Origin of the sequence: Kitasatospora sp. NPDC096077, assembly GCF_040303245.1 — a bacterium.
Lineage (GTDB): Bacteria > Actinomycetota > Actinomycetes > Streptomycetales > Streptomycetaceae > Kitasatospora.
The window spans coordinates 128,033-146,758 of record NZ_JBEOSV010000017.1; the positions used below are offsets into that span (position 1 = coordinate 128,033).

The window sequence follows — 18,726 nt, forward strand, 5'->3', positions numbered from 1 at the left end:
AACGGGCCCTGGGCCGCACCTTGGACCAGCTCTGGCCGACGGGCGCGCTTGGTGCCCAACAGCCGGGTCACGGTGGTCCGTGACCCGGCCTGGGACAGGCCAATGCAGGGTCCAAGCGGCCGAGGGCGACGAGCCGGCCTCCTGGGTCCGCTTCGACGAACCGCAGTACGACAGCAACGGAGGCAGCCGACTGCCGGCCGGGGCGAGGTGAGCGGTGGTCAGGCCCAGGGCAGGGCGGTGCGGGTCTTCCAGTAGGCCTCGGCGGGTTCGGCCATGGGGGCCAGGGTGGCGAGGTCGTCCGGGGTGAGGGGGATGTGCTCGGCGGCCAGGTTGGAGGTGAGCTGGTCGAGGGTGGCGGCGCCGGAGAGGACGATGTCGGCCCAGGGCTGGGCGGCGGCCGCGGCCAGGGCGAGGGTGTCGGGGGCGGTGGCGGTGCGGGTGGCGAGGGTGCGCAGGGCGGTGGTGTCGGGGCCGGTGGCGTTGCGGCCGGCCAGGCGGCCGTTGGCCATGCCCTCCTTGACGACGACCAGCCAGCCGGCCCGGTGGGCCTCGGCCAGGGCGGGGGCGGCGGAGGTCTCCAGCAGGTTCCAGGTGGCCTGGACGGCGGTGAACAGCGGGCGGCCGTCGACGGTGACGGCCAGGGCCCGGCGGATGGTGTCGCCCTGGGCGGGTCCGCTGGTGGACAGGCCCACCCGGACGCCCTCGGCGGCGAGCGCGGCCAGCCGCCGGTGCAGGGCGGGGTCGGTGAGGGCGGCGCTGTCGGGGGTGACGGAGTGGACCAGGTAGACGTCCAGGCGGGGGCCGAGCAGGGCGCGGGTCTCGCGGATCTGGCGGTCGTACACCGCCGTGGAGTGCTCCTTGACCTCGTGCGCGGGCACGCCGCTGGTGCGCCAGTCGGCGGTGTAGGTGTAGCCCCACTTGCTGCCGACCGTCACCTCGGCGGCCGCCTCCGGGTGCTCGGCCAGCCACTGGGCGAGGAACTCCTCGGCGCGGCCGTAGGAGCGGGCGGTGTCGAAGTAGCGCACGCCGGCCGCGAAAGCGGCGTCGAGCAGGGTGTGGGTGCGCTCACGCAGCGCCTCGACGGTGCGTTCGGCGGGCAGGTCGCCCGCGCGGCCGAGATTGATGTAGCCGGGCCGGCCGACCGCCGCGGTACCGAGGCCCAGGCGCGCGGCGTGCGGGCGGGCGGCGCCGGCGGACGCGGACGCGGACGCAGACGCGGTCGCGGGGGCCGGGGCCGGGGCCGGGGCCGGGGTGGCGGGTTCGATCGGCACGACGGGGTCTCCTCGGGCAGGTGCGGGGGTGCTCACCTGGGACTTTAGCCAACCGGGAGACCGGGTGCGGTGGCCGGGAGCTGCTCCAGGAGCAGGACGAAGTTGACGTAGTCGCGCGGCTTGCCCGGGTGGTGGCGGTCGTTGCTGGTGATCAGCCGGCTGCGGACGCCGTCGCGTTCGGTGAGCGGGCCGGGGGTGGTGCGCAGGTTGGGCCGCCAGCCGTGGCGGTGGGGGCGGTGTTCGAGGGTGAGGGTCCAGCTGTCGCCGTCGACGTCCAGGACGGCACCGGGGCGGCCGGGGAGCACCCGGGTGCCGGACGGGCCCCGGATGACCGCCCGTTGGTCGTGGTCGGCGTTGCAACCGACCACGGTGATCCGCCACGCGCCGTGGAACCTGAGCACGTCCGCCCTCCCGTCCCCGCGGCGCGCCGCCGCTCGGACACGCCCTCGTCGGGTTCAACGGGCGCGGGGCGTACGGGGGATCAGCGGGATCGGACGGAGGGTGACCGGGCGGCTCCGGGCCGTGCCGGGGCCGGAGCAGAAGCCGGGGCCGGAGCCGGAGCCGGAGCCGGGGCGGAGGCAGGGGCGAGGGCCGGGTAGCCGTGCGCGGTCAGGACGAGGTCGGCGTAGCGCGGGTCCTCCAGCGGGATGCCGTGGCGGCGCAGCAGGTCGAACAGCTCGGCCAGGTGCCGGGGTTCGGTGCCGCGCGGCAGTCCGTCGGGGGTGGTGCCGAGGATGCCGAGGACCGGTCCGTGGACGCGGTCCGCGCGCTCCGCGGTTTCGGAGCGGGCCGTGCGGGCCGAGCGGACCGAGCGGGCCGTGCGGGCGGCCCGGACGGTCCGGACGGGGACCAGGCGCAGCAGGAGGACCAGCCGGGCGGCGCCGGAGTCGGGGTCCTCGTCGGCCTCCATGGTGAGGGCGACGATGTCCTGCCAGCGGTAGCGGCGCGGGAGGAAGGCCCGTACCAGGGTGAGGCCGTCGGTGTCGGCGCGCAGCCAGAAGCCGTACGGGACGGGCAGGGCGATGCCGAGGACGGCGGTGCCGGACAGCAGCAGGGCGGGGACGGCGCCGAGGCGGCCGGCGACGCCGGTCTGGGCGAGCGCGATGCCCATGGCGAGGGCGAGGACGCAGCCGACGGGTGCTCCGGCGGCGCGCCACAGGAAGGCCAGTCGTACGGTCTGCGGCCCGGTGGGGTGTTCCGGCTGTGCGGTGGGCCCGAGTTGCACGGTGTGTCCGGGCGGTGCGGTGTGCCGTGGCGGTGTGGTGTCCACGGGTGCCCCCTTCTCGCGTCGTGCCGTCGGGGGTGCCGGCCGGTCGGGCCGTCCCCGCCGGTGGCGGTACGGCGGTGCGACACGGTGCGGCCGGGTGTCGTGGGTGTGCTGCGGGTGCCAGGGTCCGGTGCGGTGTGTCAACGCCGTTCGGTCTCACGGGAGTCGGCCCTGCCGGCCGGGGCGCCGAGGTCGTTCGGACGGTCCGGCGGAAACGTCGGGCGCTGCCGGGGCGATGTGGTGTGAGGGCGCGTCAGATCGGCTCGGCGGCGCTTGCGGGCCTGCCGGTCCAGGATGTCAGCCGACGCTACGCGGGTCAACTGGCGTTGATTACGGGTATCTTCGGATCCACGCCAGCTGATGCCGTTCGGCTATCGTGACCTGGCCGGCCCTGCCCCGTCCGTCGAGGTCGCGGCGCGGAGGGCCCGGGTGTGAGGAAGGTGGCGAATGACGGAGTCGACGGGGGACGGCGTTCAGATGGAACCGGTGGGCACTCCACCGGAGCTGAACGGACGTCCGGGCGGCGAGCCGGGTGGCGAGCCGGGCGGGCCCGAGGACGGCCAGGAGCACCCGGACGGCCAGGAGCCCCCGGACGGGCAACCCGACGGCGGGGGCGCCGAGGCGAGCGGGCTGGCGTCCCGGATCGAGGCGCTGTTCCACACCGTCCGCCGTCCCGACCGCGAGCAGTACACCAACGAGGAGGTGGCCCGGGCCTGCCGTGAGGCGACCGGGGAGTCCTTCTCCACCACCTACCTGTGGCAGCTGCGCACCGGGCGCCGGGACAATCCGACCAAGCGCCACCTGGAGGCGCTGGCCCAGTTCTTCCAGGTCCCGCCCGCGTACTTCTTCGACGAGCGGCAGGGCGCCGAGATCGCCAAGGAGCTGGCCCTGCTCGGCGCGCTGCGCGACGCGGGCGTGCGCAGCCTGGCGCTGCGGGCGGTGGGCCTGTCGCCGGAGGGCCTGGACACCGTCAGCGAGCTGGTCGACGTGATCGCCCGCCGGGACTCGGCGCGCAAACGCTCCTCGCCCTGAGCGCCGGGCCGGCCGGTTGTCCGGCCGGCCGGACAACCGGACCTTCGGGTCCCGGTGACCGCCGACGGGCGGGCGGGACGCGCGGGGCACAGGACCGCCGGACGCACGTGCGGATGCGTCGGCGGCGGAACCGTTGGGGTGCAGCGGGGATAGGAGCATCGGCTTGTGGGGTGACTTGAGGGGTGGCCGGGACTACCGGTCCACACTGCGGCGCTGTCGCCGGATGGCCGAACAGCTGGAACTGCCGAGCCCGTTCGACCCGGTGGTGCTGCTGGAGCAGCTGGCGGCGCGGCGCGGACGGCCGATCGAGCTGCTGCCGGTGCCGGCCCGTCCGCACGCCCCCTGCGGGCTGCTGGTCTCCACGGTGGCGGCGGACTACATCCTGTACGCGGCGGACACCGGCGTGCTGCACCAGCGGCACATCCTGGTGCACGAGATCGCGCACCTGCTGCTCGACCACGCCGGCTCCGCGCCGCTGGCCCCGGCCGCCGCGCTGCTGCCCAACCTCTCCCCCGCGCTGGTGCAACGGGTGCTCGGGCGCACCAGCTACGACGAGCCGCAGGAGCGGGAGGCGGAGCTGCTGGCCTCGCTGATCCTGAGCCGGGCGGAGCGGGAGGACGCGGCCGGCCTGCCGGGGCCGGCGCCAGCCCGCGGGTCGCTGGACGCGCTGGGGTTCCTGCTGGGGGCGGGGACCGGGACGGGGGCCGCGCACGGGTCCGCATCCGAGTCCGGAGCCGGAACAGGAGCCGGAGAGGACGAACAGCGGGACGACGCACGGAAGGACGGCCGGCCGTGAGCGAACTCGCCCTCTACCCCGTCGGGTTGTTCTTCGTCCTCAGCGCCTTCCACTTCGCCCGCAGCCGGATCGACTCCCGCGCCGCCGCCCGCTTCACCTGCTACGGCACGGCCCTGCTGGGCGCCGCCCTGCTGGTGCTCGCCCCGCCGACCGTGGGGGCGGTGCAGGACACCGGGATGCCGGTGCTGGCGGTGCTGGTGATCGTGCTCGGCGACGGGCTGCGCGACGGCGCGGCCGCGGCGATGCGGCTGCTGGCCCCGGCCCTGCGCGAGGCCGACGCCGGGCAGGCCGGACGGGCCGGGCCGACCCTCTCGGAGTTCCTGCGGCGCGAGGTGCGCGGCGGACTGGCCCTGCTGGCCGGGGTGCTGGGCCTGCGGCTGGCGCTGATCACCGCCGCCGCGCCGGGCCTGATCGGCGGGGACCTGGTCGTCGGGCCCACGCTGTCCGCACGCCTGGCGCTCGCCGGGTACACCGCCGTGGGGATGCTCCACACCACCGTCTGCCTCACCGCGCTGCTGCGCGAACTGGTGCGGCGCGCCCGCGCGGCCGGCCCCGGGCGGCTGGGCACCGGGCTGCGGCTGCTGACCGGCGGACTGGTGGCCGGGCTGCTGTGGAACGCCTGGAGCGTGGACGACGTGCTGCGCGCGGCCGTCACCGGCAGCCAGGACGGCCCCGAGGACCTGCTGTGCGCCGTCCTGGGCGGACTGTGCGCGGCGCTGATCGCGGCGGGCCTGGGCAGCACCCTGTGGCCCGCGGCGACCGGGGCGGTCCGGGGCTGGCTGCGCGCCCACCACCGCTACCGGGCGCTCACCCCGCTCTGGCGCGACCTGCACACCGTGCTGCCGGAGATCGCCCTCGACCCGGCCCGCCGCCTGCCGCTGCCCCCGCGCGACCCGCGGTTCGCGCTCTACCGGCGGATCATCGAGATCCACGACGCCCGGCTGATCCTGCGCCAGCACCTCGACCCGCGCACCGCGCAGTGGCTCGACGGCGCCACCCGCCGCTTCCCGCCGCCCTCCGCCCACGCCGCCGCCACCGCCGAGGCGGCCGCCCTGGCCGCCGCCCTGGAACTGGCCGCGGCCGGCGCCCACCCCGAGCCGGACGCCACCTCCGCCGAGGCCCCCGCGCCCCCCACAGGCACGACCACGACCACGACGGACACCATGGACGGCGAGGCCGACCACCTCGCCCACCTGGCCCGGGTCTACGCCACCTGCCCGGCCGTCGCCGAGGTCCGCACCCGCGCCCGCGCCGAACGGGCCCGCGCCCAGGTGGCTCAGGGGGCGCTCCGCTGAGCCGGGCCGGGCCGCCGACCCGACGGCGGCTCGCCCAACGGCGGCTCGCTCAACGGCGGTTCAACCGCAGGCAGTTCATCCGAAGGCCACGACCAGCCGTACGGCCTCGTCGCCGAAGCGGTCCGCCAGCGCCTTCATCACCGCGAACACGTGCGGCCAGCCCGTCCCCTCCCCCAGGACGGAGCCGACGGTCAGCGGCTCGTAGCGGCAGCGGTACTCCCCCGCCGTCCACTCCACCGGCCCGTCGGCCCGTGCCAACCCGTCCGACGGCGCGCCGAGTTGGTCGGTCACCTCGGCGGGCCAGTCGGCGGGCACGTAGCGCTGCCACGTCCGCCCCCGGGACGCCGTCGACCAGCTCAGCCGCCCCGCGAACCACTCCGAGCGGGTGGCCGGGTCCAACGCGGCCAGCTCGGCCCAGGTCACCCAACTCGCCTCGACCAGTCCGCCGTTGGACACCACGGCTCCAGCTGCTCGCGCAGCCCGGTGGCGGTACTCGATGCCGCCGTTGATGTCCGTGCTCACGGCCGCCCAGGCTAGCGGCGGCCCATCAGTCCCACCAGAAGCCCCAGTTGTTCGCACCGACCAGCCCCTCCGCGTACCCGGCCAGTCCCCCTTCGCCCTGGAAGACGTTGTCCGGGCAGAACGCCGCGTGCTCGGCCGCCACCCGCAGCGCCTGCGACCGGGAGGCCGGCGGCTCGGCGACGCTCAACTCCAGCGTGGCGGAGCCGACTTCGACGACCCGGGCGCCGAAACGCCGCTGCCAGTCGCGCACGACGGCGGCGATCTCGCCGCTGTCGCCGTGCCCGTTCGTGCCGTTCCAGCCGCAGGCGGCCAGCGCCTGCGCGCCGTCCTCCGCGCGTACCAGCCCGAGCCGCAGGCTCGGCCGGGCCCGCAGCAGCGCCCGGGCCAGGGCGTCGGCGCAGTCCTCCGGATCCCGGCGCGGCGGCGTGCCCGGGGAGGGGGCCGGGCTCGGGGCCGGGCCCGGCCACTCGGCGCCGAAGGGCGCCAGCTCCGCCAGCAGCTCCGCCCGGTCCTGCGGATCGCCGCTCGGGCACCACAGCACGGTGCTCTCCCACCAGGCGCGCAGCAGCGCCCCGGGGTCGTACCCGTCCGGCGCCGTCTCCCCCGCGGGTTCCAAGCCCAGGTCCCGCCCCTCCAGCGCCGGGACGTCCCGCCCCGGCGCCAGCAGCAGCGGCCACAGCCCCGACTGCGCGTGCTCCCGGTGCAGCCGCTGCCACGCCCCCTTCGGCGCCGGCCCGTCGCTCACCCACAGCCCGGGCGTCACCTGACGCCCCGGCAGCGGCGGTGCCGGACGGCGCTCGGCGCTGCGGTCGGGGAAGCGTCGGCGCAGGTCACGGAGGAGCTGGGAATCGATCACACGCCCACGGTAGGGGTACGCACCGACACCGCGCGGGGGCGAGTGTCGGTGCCCCGGGGTAACCTCCGTCCCGACCGTTGGGGAAGGAGAAACTGGTGAGGACCGTCGGCGACTTCGTTCCGCTGCTCGGACCGCCCGTACGCACGGGTGAGGGGCCGCTGGTGGCGCAGGTCGGCGCGGCCTGGTCGGTGACGTTCCCCGAGGACTTCGTCGCGATCGTCGGCGCGTACGGCGACTCGGCCGTCGCGGAGCGGCTCTTCCTCTGCGGGGCCCGCAGCCTGCGCTCGTACGCCGCCCTGATGGGCGGGGTGTTGGAGCAGTCCGGGCCGGTGCCCCACCGCGTCCTGCCGGCTGCCGGCGGTGCCCTGCTGTGGGGGAACACCATCGACGGCGACCAGTTCTTCCTGGTGCCGCGGCCCGACGGGAGGTGGACGGTGTCGGCGTTCCGCCGCCTCGACGCCGAGCACTGGTACGACTCCGACCTGGAGTTCGGCGACTGGCTGCACCGTGCGCTGACCGGCCGGGTGGCGGCGGACTGGCTCCCCCGCTGGACGGCGCTGCCGCACCGGGTCGAACCGGAGGACTGACCGCCGCGCCGGGGCCGGACGGCGGACCTAGGCTGGTGGGAGGGGTGCGGCGGGGTCTCGGACGCGGCCCCGGGGGTCCTGCGCGGTGTGCCTGGAGGTGGAGCATGCACGGCACGGCCACATCCGTGTCCGGTCCCGGACGGCTGGGGGTGCTGGCGGCGGTGGGGCTGCTCGTCGCGGGCGGGTCGCTCACGTCCGGGGCGGGGCCGGCCGTGGCGGCCGGCAGCGCGCCGGTGCGGGCCTGCCCCGCGCGGGCGAGCGCGCCGGGGCTGCCGCCGCCGGGCGCCGTACCGGCCGCGGTGGCGGTGCCGGACGGGGTGGTCGTGCCGGCGACGGCGGCGGTGTACGGCGCCCGGTACCCGGGCGAGACGTACTTCCTGGTCGCGCCGGCCGGCTGGACCTGCGACACCGTGTTCTTCGCCGGGGACGGCGGCCAGCAGGCCTACGTGCACCCCGGCGCCCCGGCCGCCGACCCGGCGGACACCCGCTTCGACGCGGTGGTGCGGGCCGTCTTCGTGAGCGGCGGCGCGCAGACGGACGTCGACCTGGCCTGCGGCCTGGTCCCCGCCGCCGGGGCCGCCCCCAACACCTGCGACGCCCCGGCCCGGCTGCCCGCGACCAGGGTGCACGCCGTGCCCACCCGGGCCCCGGGCCTGCTGCTGACCGCCGTCGGCGTCCCGGCGAACACCCGTGAGCCCAACCTGCCGACCACCGGCGGGCCGAACCGCACGGTCGCGCTGGTCACCTTCCAGTCCCCCGGCGGCCCGGCCCAGGAGATCAGCTGCACCGTCCCCGCGTCCGCCGCGTCCGTGCCGCTCTGCCAGGCCGCCCTGGGCCACCTGCTGGCGACCGGCGCGGCCGCCAAGCAGCTCTCCCGGGCGGACCTGGCGGCCGCCCTCACCGACCTGGACGGCTTCGTCGCCGGCTACCTCGCGCAGCCGTGACCCCGCAGGTCAGCCGGCCTGGGCGACGAGCAGCCGGACCAGGTCGACCGCCTCCTGGAGGCCGAGCCCGGGGTGGGCCCTGCGCACCTCTCGCACCGCCTTGACCTCGGCCGTGCGGGGGTCGATGCCGGCGGCCGCCAGCAGCGTGCGGGTCCGCGCCACCCCGTCGGGGCCGACGCCGGGCACGAAGTCCTCGACGAGGCCGAGCGCGCGGCGCAGGCCGGGGCGCTCCTCCTCGGCGGCGGTGTCCAGTGCGGTCTGCAGGGCCGTCCTGAGGACGTCGAGGTCGGAGGGCTTCGGGGTGTCGGACAGCGACTTGAACACGGTGGTCGACTCTTCTCTGATCGCGCTGGTTGTTCGGTCTTCAGGTCTTCGGGTCTTCGGGTCTTCGGTCTTCGAGGTCAGTAGGCGGTCTTCGCCAGGCGCTTGCGCTCACGCTCGGAGAGGCTGGAGCCGGACTCCCGGCGGGCCATCCGGCGCAGCAGCCCGGGGGCCAGCAGGAAGCCCGCGACGGCCCAGCACAGGAGCACGCCGATGGTCGGTAGGTACTGCCAACTGCCCGACACCTCAAGGGCCTTGGCGCTGTCGGGCAGGAGCGCGGAGCGCACGCCCTGGGCGATCCAGCGCAGCGGGAAGACCGAGCCGAGGATCTGCAGGGCGGTGGGCAGGTTGCGCAGCGGGGCGAAGGCGCCGGAGATGAACATCAGCCCGAGCATGGGCATCATGTAGAGCGCGAGCGCCTCGCGGGCCGGCGGCAGGAGTGCGCCGATCGCGGCGCCCATCGGGACGACGGCGGCGGTGCCGAGCAGCAGGACCCCGGCCAGGGTGAGCCACTGTCCGGGGGTGGCGGGCAGGTCGGCGTGCAGCAGCAGGGCGCCGCCGAACAGCAGCAGGAGGATCGAGGCGCCCATGGTGACCAGGACGAACAGCGCCTTGGCGACCAGGTAGGCGGGCATCGCCCCGGGTACGCCGCGCAGTCGCAGCAGGGCGCCGTCCTCGCGGTCGCCGGAGAGGAACTGGGGGACGGTCAGCAGGCCGAACATGAAGACGGTGGAGGCGATGCCGCCGGCCAGGCTCAGCTGGGTCAGACCGCCGTCGGAGGAGCTGGAGCGCCAGTAGGAGATGCCGAGGAAGACCAGCGGCGTGGTCAGGTAGGAGTACAGGTCCTTGCGGCTGCGCAGGATCTGGCGCAGTTCGATCGCACCGCGGCGCAGGCCGAGGACGTACGGGTTCACGGGCTTCACGGGGCCTCCGGCCGGTCCGTCGCAAGGGTGTTGCCGACCATGCCCAGGTAGGTGTCCTCCAGGCTGGGGCGGCGCACCTCCAGGTCGGGGATCGGCCCGCCGAGCCGCTGGTGCAGTTCCCACACGGTCTGCGAGGGGTCGGCGGTGCGCAGGCTGCGCGGGGTGCCGTCGGGTTCGCTCCAGCGCACCTCGGACTCGGCCCGGGCGGCCTCGGCGAGTTCGGCCAGGGTGCCGCAGGCGGTGAGCCGGCCGGCCTCCAGGATGCCGATCCGGTCGGCCAACTGCTGGGCCTCGGTGAGGTCGTGGGTGGTCAGCAGGATGGTGGTGGCGCGTTCGTCGCGCAGTTCGCGCAGCAGGGCGTGGAAGTCGCGGCGCGCCTCGGGGTCGAAGCCGGCGGTCGGTTCGTCCAGGAAGAGCAGTTCGGGGCGGCCGACCAGGCCGAGGGCAACGTCGAGGCGGCGGCGCTGTCCGCCGGAGAGGGTGGCCGCGGTGCGGTCGGCCTGGCCGGTCAGGCCGACCCGTTCGAGCAGTTCGGCCGGCTCGTAGGGGTCGGGGTAGTAGCGGGCCAGGTGGCCGAGGAGTTCGGCGACGCGCCAGCGGCCGTGGTCGCGGCTGGACTGCAGGACGATCCCGACCCGGGCGCGCCAGGCGGGGTCGTCGCGGGCCGGGTCGCGGCCGAGGACGGAGACCTCGCCGGCGGAGCGCAGCCGGTAGCCCTCCAGGATCTCGATGGTGGTGCTCTTGCCGGCGCCGTTGGGGCCGAGCAGGGCGAACAGTTCGGCGCGCTCGACCCTCAGGTCCAGGCCGTCCAGGACGTCCCGGCTGCCGTAGCGCATCCGCAGCCCGGAGGTCAGGATCGCCGGTGCCGCCCCGGGTCGTTCGTTTCCGGACCGGTCGGCCGCGGTGGTCTGCGGCGTCGGTGTCACGGTCATGTCTCTGCCTCCCCCTTGCACATGCCCGCCACGCTAGTACTTGCCGGGCGGGAAAGTAAATGCCAGGATCTCCGGTGCTGTCAGGAGCCTTCCGGGACCGGGGAGTTGGAGCACCAGGTGACCGTCCACGACATCGCCCCCGAGGACGCCCTCGCGTCCTTGCGCACCGCCGCCCGGGCCCGGGCGGCCGCCCGCCACCCCGGCCCGCTGCCGCCCTGGTACCCGGCCACGGCCGCCGGGCTGTTCGGGGCGGGCTTCGTACTGCTCGGCCTGTCGGCACTGCTGCCGGAGCGGCTCTGGCTGCCGGCCGCGACCCTTCAGCTGGCCGCGGCACTGCTCCTGGTCGGCCACGTGGCGGTCGGCCGGCGCGTCGAGCACCGCCCCGGCATCGTCCCGGCCGTCCCGTCCCCGGCCGTCCACCTGCTGCCGCTGCCGGCCGCCGGGGCGCTCGCCCTGCCGTTCGGCTGGGCCGGCTTCCTGCTCGCCCTCGGCGCCACCGGCGGGCTCGTCCACTTCCTGGTGCTGCGCCGCAAGCGGGCGCGGGCGGGCGCCAGATGAGCGCCGACCGGCCGGTGGCCCCGGCCTTCGACGAACTGATCCACCAGCCCACCCGGCTGGCCGTGGTGGCCTTCCTCTCCGGCTGCGCCGAGGCGGAGTTCCGCGCGGTGCGGGAGGGCTGCGGGGTGTCGGAGTCGGCGCTGAGCAAGGTGGCCGCCACCCTGGAGGCCGCCGCCTACCTGCGGATCCGCCGCGGCTACGTCGGCAAGCGCCCCCGCACCTGGCTGCGCCTGACCCCCGAGGGCCGCCACGCCCTGGCCTCCCACCTCGCCGAACTCCAACGCATCGCCGCCGACGCCACCGCCCTCGGCGCCGCCCTGGAACGGGAGACGACGCAGGCCTGACCGGCCTGGCAGGATCTCCGTGGCCGAAGATCCTCTTCGCGCCGGAACGGAACTCACCAAGGGGGCATGCCAGCGGTGGCAGATCTCAAAGTCACCTACGACGCGACGGCGGACGCCGCGTACGTCTACTTCACCGATCCGCAGGTCCAGGCCCTTTCCTCGCACTCGTACCCCTGCGATCCGGTGGCGGTCGACGGCATGATCAACCTCGACTTCGACGACCAGGGCCGCCTCATCGGCATCGAGATCCTGGACGCCCGCGCCAAGCTGCCCGCCTACCTGCTCGACTCGGCCGAGCACCTGGACGCCGACGGCGCCTGAACACGCCGAAACGGCCCTGTGCGCAGGAAGTCGGCCGGTCCGACTTCCTGCGCAGAAGATCCGGGTCATATCGCTGTTGGTTCGGCGGCCCCGGCCAACCTTGGCCGGGGCCGCCGTTGCTTTGCGCTTCCCAGAAGGGGGGTGGGCGGGCGGGCCCGCGACCTTGGGCGGGGGCCCGCCCATCTTGATCATTCGTTGGTTCCTGCATGACCTCCTCGCCGCTCCCTCGGGCGGCTCGGAGTTCTGGGCGTGCTTTCGTCTTCGGCCGCATTGCGTCCCCGCACGGGTCGATGGGGCAGCCGCGGCGAACGGGCCGGGGGCGGACGGGGGTTCAGCGGGGGCCGGGCCTTAGGGGGGAATTGGGGCTCCGGCGGCGCGTCGGGGCTCGGCCGTACTCCCCAGGTTGGATCTTGATCCCGTCCCCGCGCCGTACCTGGTGCGGGTACGCAGGACCAGAGACTGGAGGCACTCCTAGGCACCGACACAGAGGACTGGCATGGTTCTGCGAGACGGGCGAACGACTTCCGTGGTGACGACCGGGGCGGTGGCCGCCGTGCTGGCGGCGCTCACCCCCGCGACGGCGTTCGCGGCGGACGAACCGCCGCAGGCGTACGCGCGGCAGCAACTGCGGTGGGAGCGCTGCGATGCGGAGCACCCGGCGGCGTTCGAGTGCGCGAAGGTCACGGTGCCGCTGGACTACGGCGACCCCGCCGGCCGGACGATCGACATCGCGGTGTCGCGGGTGAGGGCGGGCGGTGCGAAGGAGCGGCACGGCGCGCTGCTGATCAATCCCGGGGGCCCGGGCGGCCCGGGGCTGACGATGCCCGTGGAGATGGAGCCGCTGCTGTCGGAGCAGGTGCGGGCGCGCTTCGACCTGGTCGGCTTCGACCCGCGCGGGGTCGGGCGCAGCGCGCCGGTCGACTGCGACCTGACGGCCGACGAGCGCGGCGTCCATCACCCGTACGCACCGGGGACGTTCGCGAAGGACGTGGCGCGGGCCCGGTCGGTGGCCGACAAGTGCTGGGCCAAGGCGGGGGACGTGCTGCCGCACATCACCACCCGCAACACGGCCCGGGACATGGACGTCATCAGAGCCGCCCTGGGCGAGAAGAGGATCTCCTACTTCGGGTACTCGTACGGCACGTACCTGGGCGCCGTCTACACCCAGATGTTCCCCCGCCGCGCGGACCGGTTCGTGCTCGACAGCGCGCTCGACCCGGCGCTCGCCTGGCGGCAGTCCTTCCGCGGGTGGTCGGCGGGGGCCGAACTCGCCTTCACCCGCTGGACGGAGTGGGCCGCCGCCCGCGACGCCTCGTACGGGCTGGGCGCCACCGCGGCGCAGGTCCGCACGGCGTACTGGGACCTGGTCGCCCGCGCCGACCGCACGCCCGTGCCGACCGCGGACGGGACGGCGCTGGATGGCGACGCCATCCGGTCCGGGTACGCCGCGTTCGTGCACGTCGAGGCCGCCACCCACTGGATCGTCGCACTGAAGGCCGCGGCGGCGGGCGGGCCGGCGGCCCCGGCGATGCCGGCGGGCGTCGCCTCGGACAACGCGGCCTCCGTCACCTGGGCCCTCTTCTGCGGCGACACCCGCAGCTGGCCGCGCGACCCCGAGCAGTACCGCCGGGACGCCGTGCGCGACCGGGCCAGGTATCCGCTGGCCGGCGACCTGGGGGCCACCGTCCAGCCCTGCGCGTTCTGGAAGCGGCCGGCCGCCGAGCCGGCCACCGTGGTGGACAACGACGTCAACGCCCTGATCGTGCAGAACCAGTGGGACCCGCAGGCGACGCTGGCCATGGCCCGGGGCATGCGGCGGGCCCTGCACGGCGCGCGGATGGTCACGGTGGCCGGCGGCGAGGGCCACGGCGTGGTGGTGGCGGGCCCGTCCTGCGCGGACGACACCGTCAACCGCTACCTGACCACCGGGCGGCTGCCCGCGAAGGACCTGACCTGCGGAGGCTAGCCGGCGGGGCTGGGCGGGGTTGTCGGAGGAGGGGAATATCGTCCGTCCTCGTCCACCGTGTCGATCCGGCGCCGCGCCGTTCGACCTTGGAGTGGAGGGGCCGGCAGGCGGCCCCGTCGAGGAGGTCGAGATGGCGAAGTACATGCTGATCATGCGGGGCACCGACGAGTCGACGGCGACGATGACGGCGACGCCGTTCGAGGAGATGCTGGAGACCGTGGGCCGGTTCAACGAGGAGCTGATCCGGGCCGGTGTGCTGGTGGCCGCCGAGGGCCTGGACGACCCGTCGCAGGGCGTGGTGGTCGACTACAGCGGGGAGACGCCGGTGGTCACCGACGGCCCGTACGGGGAGACCAAGGAGCTGTTCGGCGGCTTCTACCTGATCGACGTCGCCTCGAAGGAGGAGGCCGTCGAGTGGGCCAGGCGGATGCCCGCGATCCCCGGCTCCAAGTGCGAGATCCGCCGGGTGCCGGGCATCGACGAATTCCCGCAGGACAACGAGTGGATCGTGAAGGAGCGGGCCTGGCGCGAGCGGACCGGCCAGCTCTGATGCCCGCACCGACTGACGGCCCGCCGGGCGCGGAGGCCGCCCGGCGGGCCGTCGAGGCGGTGTGGCGGATCGAGGCGCCGCGGATCGTCGGCGCGCTCGCCCGCTGGACCGGGGACTTCGCGCTGGCCGAGGACGTCGCCCAGGAGGCGCTGGCGGAGGCCCTGGTCGGCTGGGCCCGCGACGGCGTCCCGGCCGGCCCGGTGGGCTGGCTGCTGGCGACGGCGCGGCGCCGGGCCGTGGACGCCTTCCGCCGCGCCTCGGCGCTGGGCGAGCGCTACGCCGCACTGGCCGGCCCGCTGGCCGAGGGCGAGTTCAGCACCGGCGCGGCGGGCGCCCCGCCCGGCCCGCCGGACCTGCCGTTCGACCCGGACCGGGTGGACGACGACGTGCTGGCCCTGATGTTCACCGCCTGCCACCCGGTGCTCTCCCCCGAGGCCCGGGTGGCGCTGACCCTGCGGGTGGTGGGCGGCCTGTCCAGCGAGGAGGTCGCCCGGGCGTTCCTGGTGCCGGTGCCCACCGTCCAGGCCCGGATCACCCGCGCCAAGAAGACCATCGCCGCCGCCCGGGTGCCCTTCGGGCTGCCGCCCCCACGGGAGCGGCGGGCCAGGCTGGGCGCCGTGCTGAGCGTGCTGTACGTGATCTTCACGGAGGGTTCGACGGCGACGGCCGGCGAGGACCTGCTGCGCCCCGACCTCGCCTACGAGGCGGTGCGGCTGGCCCGGATGCTGGCCGCGCTGCTGCCCGCCGAGCCGGAGGTGCACGGGCAGCTGGCCCTGTTCGAGCTGACCGCCTCGCGCTTCCCGGCCCGCACCGGCCCGGACGGGGAGGCGGTGCTGCTGGAGGACCAGGACCGGCGGCGCTGGGACCGCTCGGCGATCCGCCGCGGCCTGGCCGCGCTGGGCCGCGCCGCCGCCCCGGGGCGGGGCCTGGGGCCGTACGGGCTGCAGGCGGCGATCGCCGCCTGCCACGCGGGGGCGGCCTCGGTCGCGGAGACCGACTGGGAGCGGATCGTGCTGCTCTACGAGGCGCTGGGCCGGGTGGCGCCCTCGCCGGTGGTCGAGCTCAACCGGGCGGTGGCCGTCGCGATGGCCGAGGGGCCGGGGCCGGCGCTCGCCCTGGTCGACGAGCTGGCCGTCTCCGGCCGGCTGTCCGGCTCGCACCTGCTGCCTGGGGTGCGCGGGGAGCTGCTGACCCGGCTCGGGCGCACCGTCGAGGCCCGGGCCGAGCTGGAGCTCGCCGCCCGGCTGTGCCGCAACGTGCGCGAGCGGGCGGTGCTGCTGCGCAAGGCCGACGCCCTCGACACCGAAGGGTAACCGGACGGCGACACACGGGAGTTGAGTACGGGAGCGGATTGCGGGGCGTAGCGGTGCCGGGCCAGGGTGTGGTCCGGCACCGCGATCCCGAACGCTGACCATTCCGAGAGGACCCACCGGCCGGTGAACAGCTCCACGTACGTCCTGGGCCATCTGCTGAGCCTGCCCGGCCAGGCCCTGGAGGCGGGCCGCCGGGCCTGGCCCACCGACCGGCGGCTGCGCGCCCTGGCGGACTCCCCGCCGGCCCGGGCCGCACGGGAGGCGGAGCGGCGGCGGATCGAGCGCGCGGTGGCGGCGCTGGGGGCGGTGGCGGGGGTGGAGCACCTGCTGACCCGGATCAGCGACCACTGCGACCGGCCGCAGGCCTTCGACATCCACGCCCCCGGCCCGCAGGGGCGCCTCGCCCTGGTCTGCCGGATGCGCGCGAGCGCCTACTTCGCCACCCGGGAGGACCTCACCGTGCTGCTGCCCCGGATCGGGGCCGCGGGTCTGGCCGCGGGCCTGGCCGCGTGGGGCTCCCCGGGCGAGCGGACCGGCACCGTCGAGTACGCGCTGCGCTGGGAGGGCGCCGAACACGCCGAGGACGGCTGGCGGCTCGACCCCGACGGCTGGCGGATGACCGGCCCCCATCTGAGCAGCCCGGACGCCGCCCTGCACTGGGACCTCAGGGACTCCGCCACCCTGCGCCCGGACCCGCACTGGGAGCGCGTCGGCAGCCGGGTGCGCCTGGACAACGAGCAGAGCCCGCCGGAGGCGGACGCGGCCGAACTGCTGCGCGCCGCCCGGGCCGGCGGGCGCGGCCTGGTCCTGCAACTGGACCTGCGCACCGACTGGCGCGCGGCCTGCACGTACTACACGGCGCGGCGCGGCGGCCCGGCCTGGCGCGGGCGGAACCAAAGCGGGAACAGCGGGCACGGGCCCGCCTGACCGTACGGGGCCGCGAGAGCCGCACGGTCGGGCGGGGTCAGCCGTTCAGCACTGGGGGCGGCGGCCGTGGTTGGCCCCGCGCCTGGCCCGGGCCTTCTTCTTGCGGCGGCGCTTCGACGACATGGCGACTCCTCTCGCAACCGGCCCCGAGGCTCCCCGGGTCTCCCCGGGTCTCCCCCGGTCTTCCACCGTTCCACACCCCGCCCGTCCCGGCCCGTCGAGCGAGCCCCGCACCGGGCCCCGCACCGGCCCCACCGGACCACCCGCCCGCCCCGACGGACCGGCCCGATGATCACCGGCGGGGAGCTGCCGCGCCGCCCGCCACCGGTCGGTGGCCGCGAAGGCGGGCAGGAGCAGGCAGCAGCAGCCAGGAGAAGGCAGCGGCGGACAGCACACCAACGACCCTGCGGTGCAGCGCCCTTGGGGCGGTCTCTAGGGTGGGCGGCATGAAGCCCGCCCTGGTCCTCGCCGCCGCCCTGGCCCTGTCCTCGGCCGCCGTTCCCGCCGCCGCCGCGGCCTCCGCCGCGACCTCCCCCGCGCCCGACCCGCTGGATCGCTTCCAGCACCAGAACCTCGCCTGGTCCCCGTGCCAGGATGCGCAGTTGGCCGCCGCCGGCGCCCAGTGCGCCACGCTCACCGTCCCGCTGGACTACCGCACCCCGCAGGACGGCCGCACCCTCGCACTCGCCGTCTCCCGGATCCGCGCCGCCGACCCGGCCGGGCGGCGCGGCATCCTGCAGACCAACCCGGGCGGGCCGGGCAACCGCGGGCTGGACCTGCCGGTGGCGCTGCGCGCCCGGCTGGCACCGGCCGCGGCCGCCCGCTACGACCTGATCGGCATGGACCCGCGCGGGGTAGGCGCCAGCGGCGGCCTGGACTGCGGCCTGAACCGGGGCAGTTGGCTGCGCTCGGTGGGCGGCGACCTGTCCGGCTTCCCGGAGGCCTGGCGGCTGGCCAAGGCCGACGCCGACGCCTGCTGGGCCAAGTACCCGGACCTGCTGCCGCACCTGACCACCCGCAACACCGCCCGGGACATGGACGTGCTGCGCGCGGCCCTGGGCGAGCAGCGCACCTCCTTCTTCGGGCAGTCCTACGGCGGGCTGCTGGGCGCGGTGTACGCCCAGCTGTACCCGCAGCGGGTGGACCGGCTGGTGCTGGACAGCGCGCTGGATCCGGCCCGGTTCGGGGTGGGGGCGTTCCAGGACATGGGCGCGGCCAACGAGCGGGCGCTGGACGACTTCGCCGCCTGGGCGGCGCCGCGCAACGGCACGTACGGGCTGGGCGCCGACCCGGCGGCGGTGCGGGCCACCGTGGAGGGGCTGGTGCGCCGGGCCTCGGCGGCGCCGATCGCGGTGGACGGCTTCCGGCTGGACGGCGCGCTGCTGCCGGTCCTGCTCTCGGTCTGCCAGGGGGACGACCGGGACAGCGCCGACTACGCGGACGTGCTGCGGCAGTTGCTGGACGCGGCCGACGGCAAGCCGGTGCAGGTGTCGCCGGCGCTGCACGAGCTGCTGACGAGTGTGCTGGCCCCCGACCCGGGCGCCGGGGCCGATCTGGCGGGCGCGATGGCCTACCTGTGCGACGACGTCGCCGCGCCGCGCTCGCCCGGGTGGTACCGCGCCGCCGTCCAACGCGCCCTGCCCGCCGAGCCGGTGTTCGGCCCGGTGTTCAACGGTCCGACCCCGTGCGCGAGTTGGCGCGGCGTCCCGCAGGAGCCGTTCGTCCGGGTGCACAACGCGGTGCCCGCGCTGCAGATCCAGGCCACCGGTGACACCCACGCCCCGTACCCGGGCGCCCTGGCCCTGCACGCCCGGCTGACCGGTTCCCGGCTGCTCACCGTCCCCGGCCGGGTGCACACCGTCGTCCTCAACGGGTACAGCGACTGCGCCCAGCGAGCGGTGGACGCCTACCTGTCGGACGGTACGCTGCCGGGCGCCGACGCCTCCTGCTGAGCCGGGCGGGCTCGTGACGTCGGGGGGTGCGGGCCGCGCGGCCCGCACC

Annotated in this window: 22 protein-coding genes; 13 read left to right on the forward strand and 9 right to left on the reverse strand. The window is 76.1% G+C overall.

Features of this window, described 5'->3' with window-relative positions; genetic code table 11:
- Positions 1-218: 218 nt before the first annotated feature.
- The 3 genes from ABTZ03_RS17620 to ABTZ03_RS17630 all read right to left on the reverse strand — a co-directional run bounded on the left by ABTZ03_RS17620 (position 219) and on the right by ABTZ03_RS17630 (position 2,541).
- Positions 219-1,163 (reverse strand): aldo/keto reductase, encoded by a 945-nt coding sequence (locus ABTZ03_RS17620; protein ID WP_350513894.1) that lies wholly within the window; start codon positions 1,161-1,163, stop codon positions 219-221.
- 152 nt (positions 1,164-1,315) lie between these two features.
- The gene (locus ABTZ03_RS17625) at positions 1,316-1,672 is read right to left on the reverse strand and encodes a hypothetical protein (RefSeq protein ID WP_350513870.1); all 357 of its coding nucleotides are present in this window, start codon (positions 1,670-1,672) and stop codon (positions 1,316-1,318) included.
- 80 nt (positions 1,673-1,752) lie between these two features.
- Positions 1,753-2,541, reverse strand: coding sequence for a hypothetical protein (locus ABTZ03_RS17630; RefSeq protein WP_350513871.1), 789 nt, complete (start codon positions 2,539-2,541; stop codon positions 1,753-1,755).
- Between the two features lie 444 nt (positions 2,542-2,985).
- Between ABTZ03_RS17630 and ABTZ03_RS17635 the strand changes: the two genes are divergently transcribed.
- From ABTZ03_RS17635 to ABTZ03_RS17645, 3 genes are all read left to right on the forward strand, one after another.
- Positions 2,986-3,570: a helix-turn-helix domain-containing protein gene (locus ABTZ03_RS17635; protein WP_350513872.1), complete on the forward strand. Its 585-nt coding sequence runs from the start codon at positions 2,986-2,988 to the stop codon at positions 3,568-3,570.
- A gap of 223 nt (positions 3,571-3,793) precedes the next feature.
- On the forward strand, positions 3,794-4,366 hold the full coding sequence (locus tag ABTZ03_RS17640; protein WP_350513873.1) for a ParH-like protein: 573 nt from the start codon (positions 3,794-3,796) through the stop codon (positions 4,364-4,366).
- A complete protein-coding gene (locus ABTZ03_RS17645) occupies positions 4,363-5,661 on the forward strand; it encodes an MAB_1171c family putative transporter (protein ID WP_350513874.1) in 1,299 nt (432 codons plus the stop codon). Before ABTZ03_RS17640 ends, ABTZ03_RS17645 begins: the two co-directional genes overlap by 4 nt.
- A gap of 75 nt (positions 5,662-5,736) precedes the next feature.
- Here ABTZ03_RS17645 and ABTZ03_RS17650 read toward each other — a convergent pair whose 3' ends face one another.
- The gene (locus ABTZ03_RS17650) at positions 5,737-6,183 is read right to left on the reverse strand and encodes a hypothetical protein (RefSeq protein WP_350513875.1); all 447 of its coding nucleotides are present in this window, start codon (positions 6,181-6,183) and stop codon (positions 5,737-5,739) included.
- A 25-nt stretch (positions 6,184-6,208) separates the two neighbouring features.
- A complete protein-coding gene (locus tag ABTZ03_RS17655; protein ID WP_350513876.1) occupies positions 6,209-7,039 on the reverse strand; it encodes a DUF4253 domain-containing protein in 831 nt (276 codons plus the stop codon).
- 95 nt (positions 7,040-7,134) lie between these two features.
- Between ABTZ03_RS17655 and ABTZ03_RS17660 the strand changes: the two genes are divergently transcribed.
- Together ABTZ03_RS17660 and ABTZ03_RS17665 are read left to right on the forward strand one after the other, a co-directional pair.
- Positions 7,135-7,626, forward strand: a complete 492-nt coding sequence (locus ABTZ03_RS17660; RefSeq protein ID WP_350513877.1) for a hypothetical protein — start codon at positions 7,135-7,137, stop codon at positions 7,624-7,626.
- A gap of 125 nt (positions 7,627-7,751) precedes the next feature.
- Entirely contained in the window at positions 7,752-8,570 is an 819-nt protein-coding gene (locus tag ABTZ03_RS17665) for a hypothetical protein (protein ID WP_350513878.1), read from the forward strand.
- 9 nt (positions 8,571-8,579) lie between these two features.
- Here the strand turns inward: ABTZ03_RS17665 and ABTZ03_RS17670 are convergent, their stop codons facing one another.
- The 3 genes from ABTZ03_RS17670 to ABTZ03_RS17680 form a co-directional block, all read right to left on the reverse strand.
- Positions 8,580-8,894: a hypothetical protein gene (locus tag ABTZ03_RS17670; RefSeq protein ID WP_350513879.1), complete on the reverse strand. Its 315-nt coding sequence runs from the start codon at positions 8,892-8,894 to the stop codon at positions 8,580-8,582.
- A 77-nt stretch (positions 8,895-8,971) separates the two neighbouring features.
- Positions 8,972-9,814, reverse strand: a complete 843-nt coding sequence (locus ABTZ03_RS17675; RefSeq protein ID WP_350513880.1) for an ABC transporter permease — start codon at positions 9,812-9,814, stop codon at positions 8,972-8,974.
- A complete protein-coding gene (locus ABTZ03_RS17680; protein ID WP_502894494.1) occupies positions 9,811-10,746 on the reverse strand; it encodes an ABC transporter ATP-binding protein in 936 nt (311 codons plus the stop codon). The genes ABTZ03_RS17675 and ABTZ03_RS17680 overlap by 4 nt, the downstream gene beginning before the upstream one ends.
- 117 nt (positions 10,747-10,863) lie before the next feature.
- Between ABTZ03_RS17680 and ABTZ03_RS17685 the strand changes: the two genes are divergently transcribed.
- The 7 genes from ABTZ03_RS17685 to ABTZ03_RS17715 all read left to right on the forward strand — a co-directional run bounded on the left by ABTZ03_RS17685 (position 10,864) and on the right by ABTZ03_RS17715 (position 16,725).
- The gene (locus ABTZ03_RS17685) at positions 10,864-11,304 is read left to right on the forward strand and encodes a hypothetical protein (RefSeq protein WP_350513881.1); all 441 of its coding nucleotides are present in this window, start codon (positions 10,864-10,866) and stop codon (positions 11,302-11,304) included.
- Positions 11,301-11,648, forward strand: a complete 348-nt coding sequence (locus ABTZ03_RS17690) for a transcriptional regulator (RefSeq protein ID WP_350513882.1) — start codon at positions 11,301-11,303, stop codon at positions 11,646-11,648. Before ABTZ03_RS17685 ends, ABTZ03_RS17690 begins: the two co-directional genes overlap by 4 nt.
- Positions 11,649-11,714: 66 nt before the next feature.
- Complete coding sequence (locus ABTZ03_RS17695) at positions 11,715-11,969, forward strand: DUF2283 domain-containing protein (RefSeq protein WP_350513883.1); 255 nt, start codon at positions 11,715-11,717, stop codon at positions 11,967-11,969.
- Positions 11,970-12,465: 496 nt separating this feature from the next.
- Positions 12,466-13,935 carry an alpha/beta hydrolase gene (locus ABTZ03_RS17700; protein WP_350513884.1) on the forward strand — a complete coding sequence of 490 codons (1,470 nt, stop codon included), beginning with the start codon at positions 12,466-12,468 and terminating at the stop codon, positions 13,933-13,935.
- 130 nt (positions 13,936-14,065) lie between these two features.
- Positions 14,066-14,485, forward strand: coding sequence for a YciI family protein (locus ABTZ03_RS17705; RefSeq protein ID WP_350513885.1), 420 nt, complete (start codon positions 14,066-14,068; stop codon positions 14,483-14,485).
- Positions 14,485-15,798 (forward strand): RNA polymerase sigma factor, encoded by a 1,314-nt coding sequence (locus tag ABTZ03_RS17710; protein WP_350513886.1) that lies wholly within the window; start codon positions 14,485-14,487, stop codon positions 15,796-15,798. The genes ABTZ03_RS17705 and ABTZ03_RS17710 overlap by 1 nt, the downstream gene beginning before the upstream one ends.
- A gap of 123 nt (positions 15,799-15,921) precedes the next feature.
- On the forward strand, positions 15,922-16,725 hold the full coding sequence (locus tag ABTZ03_RS17715) for a hypothetical protein (protein ID WP_350513887.1): 804 nt from the start codon (positions 15,922-15,924) through the stop codon (positions 16,723-16,725).
- Positions 16,726-16,770: 45 nt separating this feature from the next.
- On the opposite strand, the gene ABTZ03_RS44255 is transcribed toward ABTZ03_RS17715, so the two are convergent.
- On the reverse strand, positions 16,771-16,848 hold the full coding sequence (locus ABTZ03_RS44255; protein ID WP_464336931.1) for a hypothetical protein: 78 nt from the start codon (positions 16,846-16,848) through the stop codon (positions 16,771-16,773).
- Between the two features lie 323 nt (positions 16,849-17,171).
- Between ABTZ03_RS44255 and ABTZ03_RS17720 the strand changes: the two genes are divergently transcribed.
- A complete protein-coding gene (locus tag ABTZ03_RS17720) occupies positions 17,172-18,677 on the forward strand; it encodes an alpha/beta hydrolase (protein ID WP_350513888.1) in 1,506 nt (501 codons plus the stop codon).
- Positions 18,678-18,726 lie beyond the last annotated feature (49 nt).

Bases quoted from the DNA above. Each gene is read 5' to 3' on its own strand.
- ABTZ03_RS17635 (WP_350513872.1), top strand. From the start codon at position 2,986: ATGACGGAGTCGACGGGGGACGGCGTTCAGATGGAACCGGTGGGCACT.
- ABTZ03_RS17640 (WP_350513873.1), top strand. From the start codon at position 3,794: ATGGCCGAACAGCTGGAACTGCCGAGCCCGTTCGACCCGGTGGTGCTG.
- ABTZ03_RS17680 (WP_502894494.1), bottom strand. From the start codon at position 10,746: ATGACCGTGACACCGACGCCGCAGACCACCGCGGCCGACCGGTCCGGA.
- ABTZ03_RS17690 (WP_350513882.1), top strand. From the start codon at position 11,301: ATGAGCGCCGACCGGCCGGTGGCCCCGGCCTTCGACGAACTGATCCAC.
- ABTZ03_RS17695 (WP_350513883.1), top strand. From the start codon at position 11,715: ATGCCAGCGGTGGCAGATCTCAAAGTCACCTACGACGCGACGGCGGAC.
- ABTZ03_RS17700 (WP_350513884.1), top strand. From the start codon at position 12,466: ATGGTTCTGCGAGACGGGCGAACGACTTCCGTGGTGACGACCGGGGCG.
- ABTZ03_RS17705 (WP_350513885.1), top strand. From the start codon at position 14,066: ATGGCGAAGTACATGCTGATCATGCGGGGCACCGACGAGTCGACGGCG.
- ABTZ03_RS17710 (WP_350513886.1), top strand. From the start codon at position 14,485: ATGCCCGCACCGACTGACGGCCCGCCGGGCGCGGAGGCCGCCCGGCGG.
- ABTZ03_RS44255 (WP_464336931.1), bottom strand. From the start codon at position 16,848: ATGTCGTCGAAGCGCCGCCGCAAGAAGAAGGCCCGGGCCAGGCGCGGG.
- ABTZ03_RS17720 (WP_350513888.1), top strand. From the start codon at position 17,172: ATGAAGCCCGCCCTGGTCCTCGCCGCCGCCCTGGCCCTGTCCTCGGCC.